The 15,102-nt window shown below is 55.5% G+C and carries 15 protein-coding genes; 11 read left to right on the top strand and 4 right to left on the bottom strand.

Going from position 1 to position 15,102, the window contains the following annotated elements; genetic code table 11:
* Nucleotides 1-6: 6 nt before the first annotated feature.
* Entirely contained in the window at nt 7-390 is a 384-nt protein-coding gene (locus IE065_RS10230) for a hypothetical protein (protein WP_189514671.1), read from the bottom strand.
* A gap of 315 nt (nt 391-705) precedes the next feature.
* Here IE065_RS10230 and IE065_RS10225 point away from each other — a divergent pair, with 315 nt between their 5' ends.
* The 5 genes from IE065_RS10225 (at nt 706) to IE065_RS10205 (ending at nt 5,270) form a co-directional block, all read left to right on the top strand.
* Nucleotides 706-1,740 carry a 3-oxoacyl-ACP synthase III gene (locus tag IE065_RS10225; protein ID WP_189514669.1) on the top strand — a complete coding sequence of 345 codons (1,035 nt, stop codon included), beginning with the start codon at nt 706-708 and terminating at the stop codon, nt 1,738-1,740.
* 2 nt (nt 1,741-1,742) lie between these two features.
* Entirely contained in the window at nt 1,743-2,195 is a 453-nt protein-coding gene (locus IE065_RS10220) for a GNAT family N-acetyltransferase (RefSeq protein ID WP_189514667.1), read from the top strand.
* Complete coding sequence (locus IE065_RS10215) at nt 2,188-3,057, top strand: alpha/beta fold hydrolase (RefSeq protein WP_189514665.1); 870 nt, start codon at nt 2,188-2,190, stop codon at nt 3,055-3,057. Before IE065_RS10220 ends, IE065_RS10215 begins: the two co-directional genes overlap by 8 nt.
* A gap of 4 nt (nt 3,058-3,061) precedes the next feature.
* Nucleotides 3,062-4,324 carry a M48 family metallopeptidase gene (locus tag IE065_RS10210; RefSeq protein ID WP_189514663.1) on the top strand — a complete coding sequence of 421 codons (1,263 nt, stop codon included), beginning with the start codon at nt 3,062-3,064 and terminating at the stop codon, nt 4,322-4,324.
* A 64-nt stretch (nt 4,325-4,388) separates the two neighbouring features.
* A complete protein-coding gene (locus IE065_RS10205) occupies nt 4,389-5,270 on the top strand; it encodes an endonuclease/exonuclease/phosphatase family protein (protein WP_189514661.1) in 882 nt (293 codons plus the stop codon).
* Between the two features lie 2 nt (nt 5,271-5,272).
* Here IE065_RS10205 and IE065_RS10200 read toward each other — a convergent pair whose 3' ends face one another.
* Nucleotides 5,273-6,256 carry an IPT/TIG domain-containing protein gene (locus tag IE065_RS10200; protein ID WP_189514659.1) on the bottom strand — a complete coding sequence of 328 codons (984 nt, stop codon included), beginning with the start codon at nt 6,254-6,256 and terminating at the stop codon, nt 5,273-5,275.
* Nucleotides 6,257-6,285: 29 nt separating this feature from the next.
* Between IE065_RS10200 and hemW the strand changes: the two genes are divergently transcribed.
* The 6 genes from hemW to IE065_RS10170 all read left to right on the top strand — a co-directional run bounded on the left by hemW (nt 6,286) and on the right by IE065_RS10170 (nt 13,369).
* Nucleotides 6,286-7,533 carry a radical SAM family heme chaperone HemW gene (gene hemW / locus IE065_RS10195; RefSeq protein WP_189514657.1) on the top strand — a complete coding sequence of 416 codons (1,248 nt, stop codon included), beginning with the start codon at nt 6,286-6,288 and terminating at the stop codon, nt 7,531-7,533.
* Between the two features lie 44 nt (nt 7,534-7,577).
* A complete protein-coding gene (locus tag IE065_RS10190) occupies nt 7,578-9,245 on the top strand; it encodes a tetratricopeptide repeat protein (protein ID WP_189514654.1) in 1,668 nt (555 codons plus the stop codon).
* Nucleotides 9,246-9,352: 107 nt separating this feature from the next.
* Nucleotides 9,353-9,928: a YceI family protein gene (locus IE065_RS10185; protein WP_189514653.1), complete on the top strand. Its 576-nt coding sequence runs from the start codon at nt 9,353-9,355 to the stop codon at nt 9,926-9,928.
* Nucleotides 9,929-10,016: 88 nt separating this feature from the next.
* Nucleotides 10,017-11,519, top strand: a complete 1,503-nt coding sequence (locus tag IE065_RS10180; protein ID WP_189514651.1) for a COG3014 family protein — start codon at nt 10,017-10,019, stop codon at nt 11,517-11,519.
* Nucleotides 11,500-11,955: a YcfL family putative periplasmic lipoprotein gene (locus tag IE065_RS10175; protein ID WP_189514648.1), complete on the top strand. Its 456-nt coding sequence runs from the start codon at nt 11,500-11,502 to the stop codon at nt 11,953-11,955. The genes IE065_RS10180 and IE065_RS10175 overlap by 20 nt, the downstream gene beginning before the upstream one ends.
* 166 nt (nt 11,956-12,121) lie before the next feature.
* Entirely contained in the window at nt 12,122-13,369 is a 1,248-nt protein-coding gene (locus IE065_RS10170; protein ID WP_189514646.1) for a Y-family DNA polymerase, read from the top strand.
* 22 nt (nt 13,370-13,391) lie between these two features.
* Here the strand turns inward: IE065_RS10170 and folE2 are convergent, their stop codons facing one another.
* Together folE2 and IE065_RS10160 are read right to left on the bottom strand one after the other, a co-directional pair.
* The gene (gene folE2 / locus IE065_RS10165; RefSeq protein ID WP_189514644.1) at nt 13,392-14,369 is read right to left on the bottom strand and encodes a GTP cyclohydrolase FolE2; all 978 of its coding nucleotides are present in this window, start codon (nt 14,367-14,369) and stop codon (nt 13,392-13,394) included.
* Nucleotides 14,370-14,465: 96 nt separating this feature from the next.
* Complete coding sequence (locus IE065_RS10160; RefSeq protein ID WP_189514642.1) at nt 14,466-15,089, bottom strand: OmpA family protein; 624 nt, start codon at nt 15,087-15,089, stop codon at nt 14,466-14,468.
* Between the last annotated feature and the right edge of the window lie 13 nt (nt 15,090-15,102).

The following is a 15,102-nucleotide window of genomic DNA, read 5'->3' as shown; positions in this document are numbered from 1 at the left end:
CTTTCTCTAAAAAGCTTCGCGATAAATGCCGCCACCCAGCGAAATCAGGAATATCAGCGCCACGGCCACGAGAAACAGCTTGTGGAACATCTCAAGCCTCAGCCTTTGAATCTGACTTTTCAGCATAAATGAGCCGAAAAACAGAACTACGCACAGATAGGCCAAGCCAATCAGGGTCGCGTTCACCCCAGTAAAGTGGTGCGGGCCGCCCAAGCGCCACAGCATAATTGCCTTCCCGAAAAACAGCCCGCTAATCGCCTGCCAGATAACAAAGACGCCCGCTACGAGTAAGAAAACTGGCAAAAAGATGCGCCCAAACCACCGATTAGCCAAGCGATCCTTTCTCCAGATACTTTTCTTCTTATCAACGTGAGTTAAAATGGAGGGCATGGTGAACTTTTATATAACCTGAATTTGCGAGAAAGCGAGGGATGTATACGTATTAAGAGCGTGTCAAAAAAGTATGACCACGCAAGCCGTTGATCTCCAGTGTGGATTACTAACGAATACTAGTGATAATATTTTCATTATATTCTTGTTCACTCTCATTACCATGTCAGAATATAGGCTTTAGCAAGGATTCATTCATCCACACCCCAAATATCCCACGCCCCAGACAATCTCCACTCATTAATCTCATCCTCTACCCATTGACAAACTGGCTTGCCCCTAGGGGCGTTATTCCCCAGAACTCACCGTTTCCCCATGTTCACGTTTTCACAGTTGGCGATTGAATCGCTGGCCTACGCCGAACCGCCCGAAGTCTGGACTTCGGACGCGATTGAGGCGCGTCTGGCCCCCCTCTACGAGCGAATCAAGCTGCCCGCCGGTCGCCTGGAGCTAATGACTGGCATCCACGAACGACGCTTTTGGCCCACTGATCATGCCCCGTCCGCCGCCTCCGCTGAGGCTGGTGAACGTGCGCTCGCCCAGTCCCAGTTTGCCCCGGAAGACATTGACCTGCTCATCCACTGCGCAGTTTGCCGCGATCGGCTGGAGCCTGCCACCGCAAGCGCCGTCCACGCCGCCCTTGGCTTGGGCCAGCATTGCCAGCTCTTTGATTTGTCCAACGCCTGCCTGGGCTTTATCAACGGCCTCATTGTGGCAGGCGGGCTAATCGAAAGCGGCCAGGCCCGACGCGTCATGCTGGTTTCCGGCGAAAATGGACGCCCCCTGCTGGAGCACACCCTCCGCCTGCTCCTCGAAGGCGATCACACGCGCCAAAGCGTGAAACCTTACTTTGCCAACCTCACCATCGGCGCTGGTGCCGTGGCTGCAATTCTCTGCCGAACCGACGAAGCCCCCCCCCCCTCCCCCCGAATTATCGGCGGCGTCAGCGGCAGCGATTCCTCCGCCAATCGCCTTTGCCAAGGGGATTCCTCCGGCGGCGAACTGGACATGCAAACCGACTCCGAGGCCCTCCTCGAAGCCGGTGTCGGCCTTGCCCGCGCCACCTGGAGCCGCTTTGAGTCTCACACTGGCTGGGACGCCCAAACGCCCGACCGCATCATCTGCCACCAAGTCGGCCGACGCCACCAGCGTGCCCTCTTTGAGGCACTTGGCCTACCACTGGACAAGGATTTCTCCACCTTTGAACAATGGGGCAATGTCGGCTCCGTCTCCCTCCCCCTAACCCTCGCCAAGGCCCGTGAAACCGGTGCCCTCCCCCTCGGCTCCAAGGCCGCCCTGCTCGGCATTGGCAGCGGTCTCGTTTGCGCAATGCTCGCCCTGGAATGTTAGCCATGATTGTCCGCCCCCCAGTCACCGATCCCGAATTTGCCGCCTATTATGCCCTACGCTACGCCGTGCTGCGCCGCCCTTGGGGCGAGCCCAACGGCTCCGAACTCGACGAATTCGAAGACACTGCATTCCACCTCACCGCCATTGAGGACGACACCGTAGTTGGTGTCGGACGCCTGCATCCAATTTCGCCAACCGAAGGCCAGATCCGCTACATGGCCGTCCACGAAGATTTTTCCGGCCGAGGCGTTGGCACACAGATTCTGAATGGTCTGGAAGCCGGTGGCCGTGAGCGCGGCTTCACCTCTATCATGCTCAATGCCCGCGAACATGCCGTTGGTTTTTATGCCCGCAATGGCTACGAAACAATGGGCGAAGGCCCGCTTCTCTGGGACGAAATTCGCCATAAGGTAATGCGCAAGCAGTTGGCTGCAACGGAGGCCCCTCATGGCTGATTTACCCGCCGAAATCCGCGCCCTGTATCCCTTTAAATCCCATTGGTTGGACATCCCCGCCGGGCGACTGCACTACGTGGACGAGGGTCAGGGAAAAGCCGTGATTATGCTCCACGGCAACCCAACCTGGTCCTTTTTCTACCGCGACTTGATTAAAGACCTCCGCGGGACACATCGCTGCATTGCCCCAGACCACATTGGCTGCGGCCTCTCTGATAAACCGCAGGATTGGACTTACCGACTCCAAGACCACATTGATAATGTCGTGGCGCTGGTGAATTCCCTCGGGCTGGAGTCGTTTTCCCTCGTCGTGCACGACTGGGGCGGCGCAATTGGCATGGGCCTCGCCGAGGCATTGCCCAGCAAAGTCAAGCGCTTCGTCATCCTGAACACCGCCGCTTTCCGCTCACAGCGCATCCCGCTGCGCATTGCGGCGTGCAAGGTCCCCGTTTTTGGCGAATGGATTGTCCGCGGTTTAAACGCCTTTGCGGGCCCGGCGGCGAAGATGTCGGTGAGCACCCCCCTCCCCCCCCCCGTCAAGGCAGGATTTTTATTCCCCTACGACAGTTGGGCGAACCGCATCGCCACGCACCGCTTCGTGGCAGATATACCGCTCAAGCCCGAACACCCAAGCTACGCGGCGCTCCTCCGCGTAGAAGAAGGTCTTGCGCAGTTTCAGGAACGCCCGATGTTGATCGTCTGGGGGCAGCGCGATTTCTGTTTCAACGACCACTTCCTTGCCGAATGGCGCAAGCGCTTCCCCCAAGCTGCAACGAAACTTTTCCCCAATGCTGGCCACTATGTCTTGGAAGACGCTGGCACCGAGGCCCGCACGGCCATTACTCAATTTTTAAACGACTAAGATTATGCTCACGACTCCAGTCATCGTTTTCCTCATCCTGCTCATCGCCAAGACCGCGATGGAGCGACGCTTGTCATCCCTGAACCGTAAAGAGGTTCTAGCCAACAAAGACGCCGTGCCTGCAGTTTACCGCGACGTCGTGGACGACGAGACCTACCGTAAATCTGTCGACTACACTTTGGCCAAAAATGCACTGGGCAAGATCGACACCTTTTACGAAGCCATCGTGCTGGCGCTGATTGTGTGCACGGGTTTCCTCGCCTGGCTTTATAATTCACTAACGGCAGTCCTCGGCGAAGGTGTTTGGGGCCAGTCTGTGGTGCTGTTTTTGGTGCTGATCATCATTGGCCTCCCCTCCATTCCCATGGACTGGTGGAGCACGTTCAAGCTAGAGGCAAAGTTTGGCTTTAATAAATCAACCATTGGGCTGTGGATCACCGATAAGATTAAGGGCTTCGTTCTCGGCGCGATACTCGGTATCCCTGTTTTAGCACTTTTGCTGAGCATTTTTAACTGGCTGCCCGTTAGTTGGTGGTTCTGGGGCTTCTTCACCTTCTTCATTTTGCAACTGCTGCTCATGGTGCTGTATCCGCGCCTGATCATGCCGCTGTTTAACAAGCTCAGCCCACTTGAGGATGGCCCCTTACGTGACCGCTTACTGGCACTTGGCGAGCGCACCGGCTTCTCCGCACAGACAATCCTAGTCATGGATGGCAGCAAGCGCTCCTCGCACTCCAACGCCTTTTTCACTGGCTTTGGCAAATTCCGCAAAATCGTGCTCTATGATACCTTGATCGAGCAACTTGAGCCCATCGAACTGGAGTCCGTGCTCGCGCACGAAATCGGCCATTACAAGAAGGGCCACATCCCCAAAACACTCCTCATTGGCTTCTTTACCGGTCTCGGCGGTTTTGCGGTTATGGGCTGGTTGGCCACGCAAGACTGGTTTTACACCAACTTCGGCTTCGACCCCCACTCCGGCATGGCTCCCGTACTCTTGCTCTTCATGCTCATCAGCGGACTCTTCACCTTCTGGCTCTCCCCCCTCAGCAACCGTATGTCACGTAAGCACGAATACGAAGCCGACGCCTTTGCGCGCAAAACGATGCAAGACGACCCGATGCCCCTCATTAAGAGTCTGCACAAAATGTATGAAAAGAACCTGAGCAACTTCACGCCGCATCCAAAATTCAGTAATTTCTACTACTCGCACCCGACCTTACTGGAGCGCGAAGCCGCCTTACGCCAAGAACCCGCGGAATCATAGTTTATCGGGAGACTGCGAGAATCGGCTTCCCTCTCAGCATGGCGTCACTAGAAACTAAGTTTACATGCGAGGCCTGCTTGTTATTTGCGTATTGCTGATCCCCAGTTGGGGTCTGGCCAAGACCGTTCGCGTAGCCAGCTATAATCTCTACAACTACCTAGACACCAATCGCTGGGTAGAGGGGCACTACCGCACTGATTATCCCAAGCCTGAAGTCGAAAAAGACGCTGTCCGCAAAGTCATCCTCACTACCCAACCGGACATCTTGGCCTTGCAGGAAATCGGCGGTCCACTGCATTTGGCCGAACTACAAAAGGACCTGAAAAGCGAAGGACTCAACTACCCCTACGCGAAGTGCCTATCTGGCCCAGATGAGAAGCGGCTCATCGCGGTGTTATCCAAAATTCCCTTCGAGGCCAAGAGTCACACCGATTTGGATTTCAAGTACTTTGACGAACGCGAAGTCATAAAACGCGGCCTTCTTGAACTCTCATTTGGTGAGGACGAACATGCTTGGACTCTCTTTGTGGTCCACCTAAAGAGCCGTTGGACTGATCGAAAAGACGACCCAAAATCAATCAAACGACGCACCGGAGAGGCCCAAGCTGCCCGGGATTACATCAAAAATGAATTCCCGCCAAACGATGCCCCACGCTACTTGGTCGTGGGGGATTTTAACGACGCCAAACGCAGTGCACCTGTGCGCCGTTTTCTCGAAAGTGGAGATAACAAACTGACGCTGTTGACGCCTGCCGCTGACTCCCGCGGCGAAACATGGACTTTTCATTACCGCCGGGAAGACCTTTACGAGCGTGTAGATTTCATCTTAGCCTCCCCCGCATTGACGCCAGCGATAAAAGGCGAAAGAGCAGTCATCTACGACGGGCAACCGGAAACCAGCCTAGCGAGTGACCACCGACTAATTTACATCGATCTTAATCTATAATCTTACTCGTAGATCTCAACGATCGTCGTCTCTTCTACTATTGTAGTTGGCCCGCCACCATTAATCCCACTGCCTTTAGGTGGGTAATTCCAATTGGTTTCCGAGCCAGATGGGTTGCCCACATAGATTGGCACCTTTAACTCGTTGTAACCTGGAGCTGAAATATAGAGGAAGCCCTTGCCCGGCTTGCCACCCTCAATAGGAATATTCCGCGAACGTGCACCCGCTGGAATGATCACTTCGGGCATGATGATACTGTTCGGAATATCCGTCATCACGCTAATCGGCAGGCCAACGCCAGAGGTGGAATATTCAGTGCCAAAGGCAACTGAGGTCAATTCGCCGGGCCGCAAAGAGATCGGATTCGGCAACACCGTCAGCTTGGAAGCATCCACATGAAATTGGCCGAGGCTCTTGACGCCTTCGCCGCTCACGAGTTCAGCACGATATGACTGATTGGGGGCGAGTGCGGGCACGATGAAGGTCAGGGAAGTCGGAGACTGGTAGTTGGTGTCAGCTTCGAACCCACCGATCACGACTTTGTCAAAATCGGTAAAGCCGCTCCCAACCACAGGAATTTCGGCACCCACCGGACCACGGACAGACTCAATGGTCAGCACATAGCGATCCGTGATTTCAAGGTCATAAATGCTGGAGGAAATTTCGTGGTCATTTTCACGCTGATAATTGAGCAGGTAATAATAACGTGCTTCTGACCGCCCTTCAGGCATAACATAATCATATTCGAAGATATTTTTGCCCACATCGCTCATCACCATGTCTCGAACAACACCATCGATGACCACCTTGGGGCCGTACGAGGAGTCAGAGACATAGCCGTCCTCCTTGCTCACCGTCATGCTCAAGGTATAAATGCCCGAAGCGTTTTGGGGCACGCGAGAGCTGGTGAGATTATTAATGGACGGCCCGCAACCTGTAAGTAATGCGGCGGCGGCCGTGAGAATCACGTAAAATTTTGCTTTCATCCTAAGATCAACCTAGACAAACAAAGTCCGTGCTAGTTTCGCAAGCAAAACCCGCCAATGTTCATAATACTGCCTCATTTCGTGGCGGACTTTACCTCCATGTGCCATTTTGCGCGAGCACATGCGATTTTTGTGCCTTTTATCAGGAAGCACCCCGCCGGGCAGACTTACTGCGGTATCTTGAAGGCATTGAGCGTGAACTAGACCAATGGCAGGCTGAATGGGACGCCGCTGCTAGAGCAAACGACACCAGTGGTTTTTTACCAGCGCTTGACGCCCAAGCTGGGCTAACGGTCTTCTTTGGGGGGGGGACCCCCGGCCTGCTCTCCGCTGAAGATCTTGGGAGACTTTGCCAAGCAGTACGCGACCGCGCCCCAGGCCCCATCTCCGAATGGACCGTGGAAATGGCCCCCTCCACCGTAAAAGCTGATAAAGTTGTCGCAATGCGTGAAGCCGGCGTAAACCGAGTTTCTATGGGCGTACAAAGCTTTGACGAAGCCCTATTGGAAAAGCTTGGCCGACGGCACAACCCCGCCCAAGTCTTACGCGCCTATGAAACCCTGCGCGCTGGCGGCTGTGAGAACGTCAACCTTGACCTTATCTTCGCCGTACCGGGGCAGACCCGTGGCCAATGCGCCGAAGACCTGCGACGGACCATTGAACTGGCCCCAGAGCACATCTCCACCTACTGCCTGACCTTTGAAGAGGACACCAAGCTTTGGGTGAAGCTCTCCCGAGGCGAATTTCGGCGTGATGTCGTTCAAGAAGCTGAACTCTACCAGTTTACCTGGGAAACACTGGCTGAGGCGGGCTACCCGCAGTATGAGATTTCCAACTTCGCCAAGCCGGGCTTTGCCTGCGAGCATAACTTGTCCACTTGGCGGATGGGGGCATGGCGCGGGGTCGGCCCGTCGGCGGCAAGCCAATGGCAGCGTTGGCGCTGGGCCAACCCGAGTGACCTCAACGCCTGGCTCGACGGTCTGGATGGCTGGCGCGCTGGAGAGCTCCCTAGCGCCGCCCAAGAGATCGTGCCGCTTACGCCCGAGCTTTTGGCGGCTGATGCCTTAATCTTCGGCTTGCGGCTCAACACAGGGGTCCAGTTAGGCGCTTTACAGGCGCGTTTCCCAAACGTGAACTGGGAACTTTACGCAACCCTCTGGGAACAATTGATCGATGAAGGTGCTCTGACTCGCAACGGCGACTGCATTCAATTGACCGGTGAGGGCCGTTTGCTGGCTGACGCCGTGGCCGGACGAATTCTTGAGGCCGAGGTTTAACTTGGCGGCCAAGGCCTTCATCTCTATTATCTTTAATTATGACGATGAGTCCCCAAGCAAAACGAAGGCTGATCATCGGCGGCGCAGTGCTGACGGTGCTACTCGTGGCGACTCCCTTTGCTTGGCGGGAATTCAAGCAACAGCGGGCAATCAACTTGGCTGAGGACGCACGTATTCTCTTGGAGGATGAAGAATATGGTGCCGCCTGGGAAGCCGCCAAAGCAGCCTATGCGCTCGATCCCAAGAATATCGAAGTCGCCCGCACTCTGGCAAACATCGTCGACCTTGCCGAGCCGAATAAGGCACCTGCCCTCTGGGAAGGCATTTACGAGCTTTCGGGCGAGAAAGCAGACCTACTGGCGTGGTTCGACAGCGTCATGCGGCTCGAGAATAAAGCTGACCTAGCCCGTATGACTGAACGACTCGCAACCGATTTGCCTGACGCATCAGAAGCACTGCATCGACGGGCACAAAGTGCAATCATCCATGGTCAATTGGAGGAAGGTATTCAGCTCTCTCAGCAAGCTGCCCAAGCAGCTGACGCCTCGGCTGACATCCAGTTTGCGTATGTCCAGATCAGCCAACGAAGCAGTGACGCCGAGGTCCGCGAGGCAGGCCTTGTCTGGCTACGCCAAATGGCACAGCGCTCGGATTCAACGGGCCTCAAGGCTGCCCGCTGGCTTCTCAAGGCTCCAAACACCTCGCGCGACCAACTCATTGAAGCTGCTGAAAAGCTCGCCAATCACCCACTCGCCGAGCGCGAAGACATGTTGACGGAAATTGTCATCCGCCGCAGCACTGGCGAGCAATCCATGGAAGAGCTTCTGGCCGATGCCCAAGCCTTGTTTACCCTCGACGATCCAGCAGAGCTGGTCGAGCTCGGGCGTTGGCTTAATCTTCAGAGACGCTCCAGCGACTTCCTCGCGTTGGTTGATTTTGAGACTGCCATTAGTCGGCGAGACCTTTTTCTGGTCTGGGTGGACTCCATGGCCTACAGCGGTCAATGGGAGGCACTTCAACAAATCATCGAGCGTCCTCGACTGCCACTGGATCCCTTTACCATCGTGCTGTTCCGCGCACGTATTCAGGATGAATTAGGCAATGACCGAGTCAGTAATCTCATCTGGGGGCAGGCCATTCTCGCCGCCAAAGAGGATGTCCATAAGCTGACATTCGCTTACGATTACGCCAGTAAGCTCAACTGGAATGAGAAAGCGCGCGACGTGCTGGAACGATTGGCCCTGTTGCCCATGGCCCAACGCAAAGCCTACGAAAAGATAATCGAACTTGATCAGAGCACGGGCGATATGACTGCAATGCGTGACGCCCTTCGCCGCATGGCCAAAAAATATCCAAACGACGTCAGCGTTGCCAACGATCTGGCCTACACCAACCTCCTAATGGGAGAAGATATCGAGGCCTCGGCTGAGACCGCGTATCGCCTCCTGCAAGAGTCTGAGCGCCCCTACTTGGCCAACCTTATGACGCTCGCCCTCGCTCATTATCAGGCGGGCAGAAGCGATCTCGCTTTAGAGCAGCTATATCCGCTGGCCATTGACTGGTCAGAGGTACGGCCCGGTTGGCGCGCCATTTACGCCGCTATTCTCGCCGCTAACGGGCACGACAAGGAGTCCCAATACATCATGAATGGCGTCAACCCAGACGATCTTCTGCCGCCCGAACGCGAAATTTTGAAAAACGCGCGGAAATAGCGAGGGGGGGGCATAAAAATCCCAAAAAAATGCTTCCGGAAGTTGCAAATATTCGGATCATGAACTTATCTCGACATGAAGACATTAAATTATCAATCTTCCTACTTATGAAAAAAGCCATCCTCTTCACACTGGGACTGTTCTCCGCACTAAGTTTATCTGCGGAAACCGTCACCTATGACATCGATCCTGCACACTCCGGCGTTAATTTCGCTGTTCGCCACTTCGTCAACGACGTCAATGGCAGCTTCGGCGAATTTGACGGCACCGTCACCGTGGACACTGCGGACATGACGAAGTCCAGCACCAAGGCCACTATCAAGACCAAGAGCGTTGACACCAACAACGGCAAGCGCGACGGCCACCTTCAAACGGACGACTATTTTGCTGTAGCGAAGTTCCCCGAGATGACCTTTGAGTCCACCAAGTGGGAAAAAGTCAGTGGCGACACCTACAAGGTCACTGGCAACCTAACCATCCTTGGCGTCACCAAGCCTGTCACGATGGACGTGGATTTCTTGGGCAAAGTCGACGGTACAGGCCACTATTCCGGCATGGAAATCATTGGCTTCAAGGGCGGCACGAAGATCAAGCGCTCCGAATGGGGTCTTGATGCTGGCGGCCCGATTGTTGGTGACGACGTGGAAATCTCCGTCTCCGTCCAAGGCCATCGCAAAAAGTAAGGCCCCGTAAAACTTTCCAAGCCCGGTCGCATGAGTGGCCGGGCTTTTTGTTTTTCATTCGAACAGAAACCCGCATGATGGTCGTTCTGTGAGCAAGCAAACTGCCAGTCGCCGAATTCATCTCGCCCTGTTGACGCTGGCTTGTGTGTTGACGGGCTGTGCCAGCTATAAGGACGAAACTCAGGCCCTGCGCCGCGCTTGGATCTCCGGAGATGATCAATACGCCGCCCAGCTTGCTGCTGAGGGCGCTGCTGATAAAGACAACGGCGTCGACCAGATCGTCTTCCGCCTCGAAGAGGGGGCGGCCCTGCGCGCAGCGGGTAACTACACGGGTAGCCTCATAGCTTTTGCCGAGGCAGACGAGGAAATGAAGCAATTCGACGCTGGGGCGGAAATCCGTCTAGCCGCTGAGGCGGGTGCCACCTTGACGAATCAAAGTTTCCTGCCCTATACCGGCACGGCCTACGACAAAATCATGCTCAACACCTATCAGGCGTTGAACTATTTGCAGTTGGGGAACACTGACGCCGCACGCGTCGCGCTCAACCGCGCATTGGAACGCCAGCGAGAGGCTGTTCGCATCAATGCCGAGCGTATCAATGCCGCCGCTGACGCCGCACGAGAGTCCTCCGCCAGCGCCAAGTCAGCCTACAATTCCCGCTACCAGCAACAGGGCGCGCCGCAAAATTACGACGTCGACCGTGCCAATCGCGACCCGCGTTTCCAAAGTAGCATCGCCTCGGTCTATGGATACCTCGACGCGCTCAAGGCCTACGCGCCCTATGTTAACCCGTTTACCGTCTACCTCGACGGTGTGTTCCATCTGGCGACAGCGGAGGACCTGCCCGACCTCGAACGCGCCTTGCAGGACTTCCAACGCACCGCGTCCATGATCGGCCCCAATCCATACTTGGCCGGGGACGAAGTCGCTGTGCATCGCTTACTTTCCGGACAGCCCATGGAACCGACGACCTATATTTTCTTTGAGACGGGCATGGCGGCTAGTCGCGAGGAAACCCGCATCGACATCCCAGTGTTTCTTTTTGGTGCCCGCGGCGTGCCATATGTCGGCGCAGCCTTCCCGCGCCTGCGCCCGCAGGGTAATTACGTGCCCTATCTGAATGTCGCCGCTGGAGCGCAGCAATACCGCACCGCAACACTCTGCAACATGGACAGCGTCATTGCGCAAGAGTTTGACAACGAGCTGCCCATTATCGTGACCAAGACGCTCATCAGCGCCGGAGCCAAGGCCGCGATCACCTATGGGCTCTATGAGGCGACCAAGGATCAGGGCAGTCTGGGCACGGCGGTGCTCATTGCTGGAGCCATCTACCAAGCCGCGCTCAACCAGGCCGATCTGCGCAGTTGGGTCACGTTGCCCAAGGAAATTCAGTTTGCCCGTTTTCCCACGCCGCCTAGTCGGAAATTGACGTTGACCCCGCCCGGCCGTCCGGAGATGATTAATGTCACGCTGGAGCCCGGCGTTATCAACGTCATATACGTTAAAAGCAACAGTACTACTGCCCCATTGCGGGTCACTCAATTCGTCCTTAAATTCGAACCTACCACGCATGAAACGCGACTGCTATAGCCTCCTCGCTCTTGTCCTCATTGCATTCCTTGCCGGATGCGACTCTGTCAACACCGTGGAGCCCGCCAATCCCAAGGCTGAGCCCAACCTGATTGCGATTCAAAAGGTGGAGACCGATCCCGCATTGGCCCGCAAGGTGTCTGTTCAAAACGTGAACGAAGGCAAGGCTGGTGACCTGATCCGCGTCCAAGTGGAGCTGGAAAACATGAATTACGGCCCTGAGGACTTTAATTACCAATTTACCTGGGTCGAAAAAGACGGCTTCGAAGTGCAATCCCCCCCTGCCCTCTGGAAGCCCGGCTTCATCCTGGGCCGCGAACGCATTTATCTGTCGGGCATTGCCCCGAACCCACGCGTCGTCGACTTCCGACTAAAGCTCCTCGCCCGCGAAACCTACAATGCCACCGTTGGTGGCGGGCACGGCCCTCGTAGGTAAGAGCGGAGAGAGTTCTTCTCTCGGCGACAACAGAGGCAGACCAAAAATGGTCTAAGGTTCAGCTAGTTAAGGGCAAAGAATTTCCAAAATAGTAAACAAATTTCCAGTAAAATAATTTGCAATTAATCCGTAGATCAATAAATTGAGAGGCAATGCTTTTGCAGCCATGTCCCTCCGATTTATATTTGTCGATCTGGATTCTTACTTCGCCTCGTGCGAACAGCAGCGCAACCCCAAGTTGCGTGGCCAGCCAATCGGCGTAATCCCGATGCAGGCAGAGACGACGTGCTGCATTGCCGCCAGTTACGAAGCCAAAGCCTATGGTGTAAAGACCGGCACGACAGTCCGTGAGGCGCGTTGGCTGTGTCCGCAAATCCAGTTCGTGATCGCTGGGCACGCTGACTACGTGAAAATCCATCAGCAAGTTATTGATGGGATTCAGGAAAACTGCCTGCCAGCCGTCACCGTGCGGTCGATTGACGAATTTAGCGCCGAAATCCCCCCCAACTGGCGCAACGAAAAAGACGCCCGCGCACTCGCTGATCGCATGCGCCGCACCATCACCAAATGCGCCGGTGAATACATCGGCTGCTCCATTGGCATCGGGCCCAATGTTTTCTTGAGCAAAATCGCCAGCGGCATGAACAAGCCTCGCGGATTGACGCTGATCCGCTCGAACGACCTCCCCGGCCCACTTGCCACATTGGAGCTACGTGACATCTACGGCATCGGCAGGCGGATGCACACCCGGCTTATGCGACGGGGCGTGCGGACCGTTTCCGACCTTTATGCATGCAGTCGCGCAAAGCTTCACTCGATCTGGGGTGGCGTCGGGGGCGATCGTCTTTACGCCGAGTTGCGAGGGGAAATCATTGAGCACGCCGAAACGGTCCGTCGCCAAGTGAGCCATTCCCACGTGCTCCCCCCTCAATGTCGAAATCGGGAAGACGCGTTCGCTGTCATCCACCGCCTCACACAAAAGGCTGCCATGCGCCTACGCAAGCTCGACCACTATGCCGGTAGCCTGTCCCTCGGCGTACGTCTGGGCTTTGATAATCGGTGGGGCATGGAAGCGCGATTTTTCCCCACTCAAGAAAGTCGAATTTTCCTACGCGCCTTGCGTGAGCTTTGGGCAAAAATTCCGCCCGACACGCCCGAGCCCTGCAAAGTCAGCATGGTCCTTGGCGATCTTGTTTCGGCACAAAACTACACCAATCCGCTCTTTACCGAGATGAACAACCCGCGCAACGTGAAGCTCGATCAGGCCATGGATTCGCTCAACAAACGTTTTGGCTCACGGACTCTCTACTATGCGGGTGCGCATAATGGCCGTGACGAGGCCCCCATGCGCATCGCGTTCTCTCACATCCCGGACCTCTCCACCGAAGCCGATGATCTATTGGCCGAGGATTAACAAGCCCAGCGGCTATGCTGAATTAGCAAACGAGATCTTTGAAATCGCTGAAGTCAGCTGAAAAACCACCTTCGCGACCTTTATTGATCACGGCCACCGCATCGTGTGAATGCAAGGACTCCAAGTGTGCGCAGGCGATTTGGAAATCACGAATGCGCGGCTCGGCGTCAAACTGTTCGTAGAGCAGGCGAGCTGCGTCCTCGACAAATTTTACGTAAGCACCGTTGAGCTCGGCAAAGGCTTGCTCGTCCTCACGCTTCACCATGACTTGCGTCTCAGTTTTGATCGCGTTGAGGCAAAGGAGTTGGATTTCTTCCAGGCTAATCAGCTCGCCTTGGCGGACTTCCAGCGACACACGCGCCTTGCTGCGCTGCGAGTGCGGAATGCCATAGATGTTGCGCGCTTCGCGGGCATGCTCCGACAGCTCTGAAGAGCATGGGCAGGCTGACGAGTAGACGAAATCAAAATGGATGACCTTGCGGAAGCGATTCAGGTCGTCGAGGAAACCTTCAAACGACACCTCATAATACTGCCAGCCCTCAAGATTACTGCGGAGGCTAGGCTTGAGAATCGGATAACTGAAGCCCAGCTTGAGGCGGGCACGGCTGCTGCCCAGCTCCTGCTTGTAGCGCAGAAGGATTTCCTCGAGCAGTTCCAAATCGAACACGCGGTCCTGAAAATCGTAGAACACACGCATGATCCGGGACATGTTAATCCCTTTGGAGTCAGCAGCGAGCGAAACGGTGCCCGTAACCGAGGTTTCCAGCGTAATTTGGCGCTGATCTCCCGTCAGAAAGACCAGTGGCAAACGGAAATTGGAAATGCCCACCTGCATAATCGGCACATTAGCGCCATGAATATCAGCGCTGTCAGCGTTTTGCATGTCGGGTAAGGACTCGCGGTAAGCGGGTGTCACCTTGAAATGCGGATCATAGTGAACCCGAGGCTTCGCGGTTGGCGCAGCCTTAATCGGGTCGATGCTGGATAATGGGTCACTCATCTGGAACTTAACGAACCTAGAAAATTAGCACAAAAAGTCCGCTGCGCAACTCCCGTTTTGCGAACCAATACCCTGCCAAGCGCCAAATAGGACGTGTTACTTGACCTGAATCAAGTCGACGCGGCGGTCGTGGGCCGATTCCGGGCTACCTTTAGCGGCGGACTCATTGGCTCCGATCTCACCCATGGCGAGCACTTCGACGCGATCGCCGGGGATACCGAGCTGTTCCAAGTAAGTCTTCACGCTGTTGGCGCGGCGGTCGCTCAGGCCATTATTGTATTCCGTCGTGCCAACTGCGTCCGTATGCCCTTCGGCGATCAGCTTGGCACCGGGGTTACTGCGCAGATAATCCGCAGCTGCATCCACTTTGTAGCGTTCAGCGGGGGGGACGCTTGACTGGTCGAAACCAAAGTAAACCGAGTCCATGACGTTCTGTCCGCCGCCCAGACCGTCGATACCGCCCATGCTATCTGGGCTGGTGTTAAATGAAGTATCGCGCTGAGTTAAATCAAGATCACCACCGGTGTAGCCGCCGCCGGGGCCGCCACCGATGTCCTCATAATTAATCGGGATACCCCCATCACCTGGACGTTTAGGCGAACCCAAAACAGTATCGCCCGGCTTAGGCTCGGTGTCGGAGCAACCGGAGAATAAGAGGACAAATGCGAAAGAGATAAAGGCGAAGTTGAAAACGCGGAACATGCCGACATAGTTTTGCATGCGTCATTTAGGG

It is taken from the genome of Cerasicoccus arenae, from assembly GCF_014651635.1.
Taxonomy (GTDB): domain Bacteria; phylum Verrucomicrobiota; class Verrucomicrobiia; order Opitutales; family Cerasicoccaceae; genus Cerasicoccus; species Cerasicoccus arenae.
Note: the sequence above shows the minus strand (reverse complement) of the source record. Positions and strands in the feature narration are given on the sequence as shown.

Coding starts and splice junctions, on each gene's coding strand:
- IE065_RS10220 (WP_189514667.1), top strand. CDS start 1,743: ATGATTGTCCGCCCCCCAGTCACCGATCCCGAATTTGCCGCCTATTAT.
- IE065_RS10210 (WP_189514663.1), top strand. CDS start 3,062: ATGCTCACGACTCCAGTCATCGTTTTCCTCATCCTGCTCATCGCCAAG.
- IE065_RS10175 (WP_189514648.1), top strand. CDS start 11,500: ATGAAACGCGACTGCTATAGCCTCCTCGCTCTTGTCCTCATTGCATTC.
- folE2 (WP_189514644.1), bottom strand. CDS start 14,369: ATGAGTGACCCATTATCCAGCATCGACCCGATTAAGGCTGCGCCAACC.
- IE065_RS10230 (WP_189514671.1), bottom strand. CDS start 390: ATGCCCTCCATTTTAACTCACGTTGATAAGAAGAAAAGTATCTGGAGA.
- IE065_RS10160 (WP_189514642.1), bottom strand. CDS start 15,089: ATGCAAAACTATGTCGGCATGTTCCGCGTTTTCAACTTCGCCTTTATC.
- IE065_RS10170 (WP_189514646.1), top strand. CDS start 12,122: ATGTCCCTCCGATTTATATTTGTCGATCTGGATTCTTACTTCGCCTCG.
- IE065_RS10225 (WP_189514669.1), top strand. CDS start 706: ATGTTCACGTTTTCACAGTTGGCGATTGAATCGCTGGCCTACGCCGAA.
- IE065_RS10215 (WP_189514665.1), top strand. CDS start 2,188: ATGGCTGATTTACCCGCCGAAATCCGCGCCCTGTATCCCTTTAAATCC.
- IE065_RS10190 (WP_189514654.1), top strand. CDS start 7,578: ATGAGTCCCCAAGCAAAACGAAGGCTGATCATCGGCGGCGCAGTGCTG.
- IE065_RS10205 (WP_189514661.1), top strand. CDS start 4,389: ATGCGAGGCCTGCTTGTTATTTGCGTATTGCTGATCCCCAGTTGGGGT.
- IE065_RS10185 (WP_189514653.1), top strand. CDS start 9,353: ATGAAAAAAGCCATCCTCTTCACACTGGGACTGTTCTCCGCACTAAGT.
- IE065_RS10200 (WP_189514659.1), bottom strand. CDS start 6,256: ATGAAAGCAAAATTTTACGTGATTCTCACGGCCGCCGCCGCATTACTT.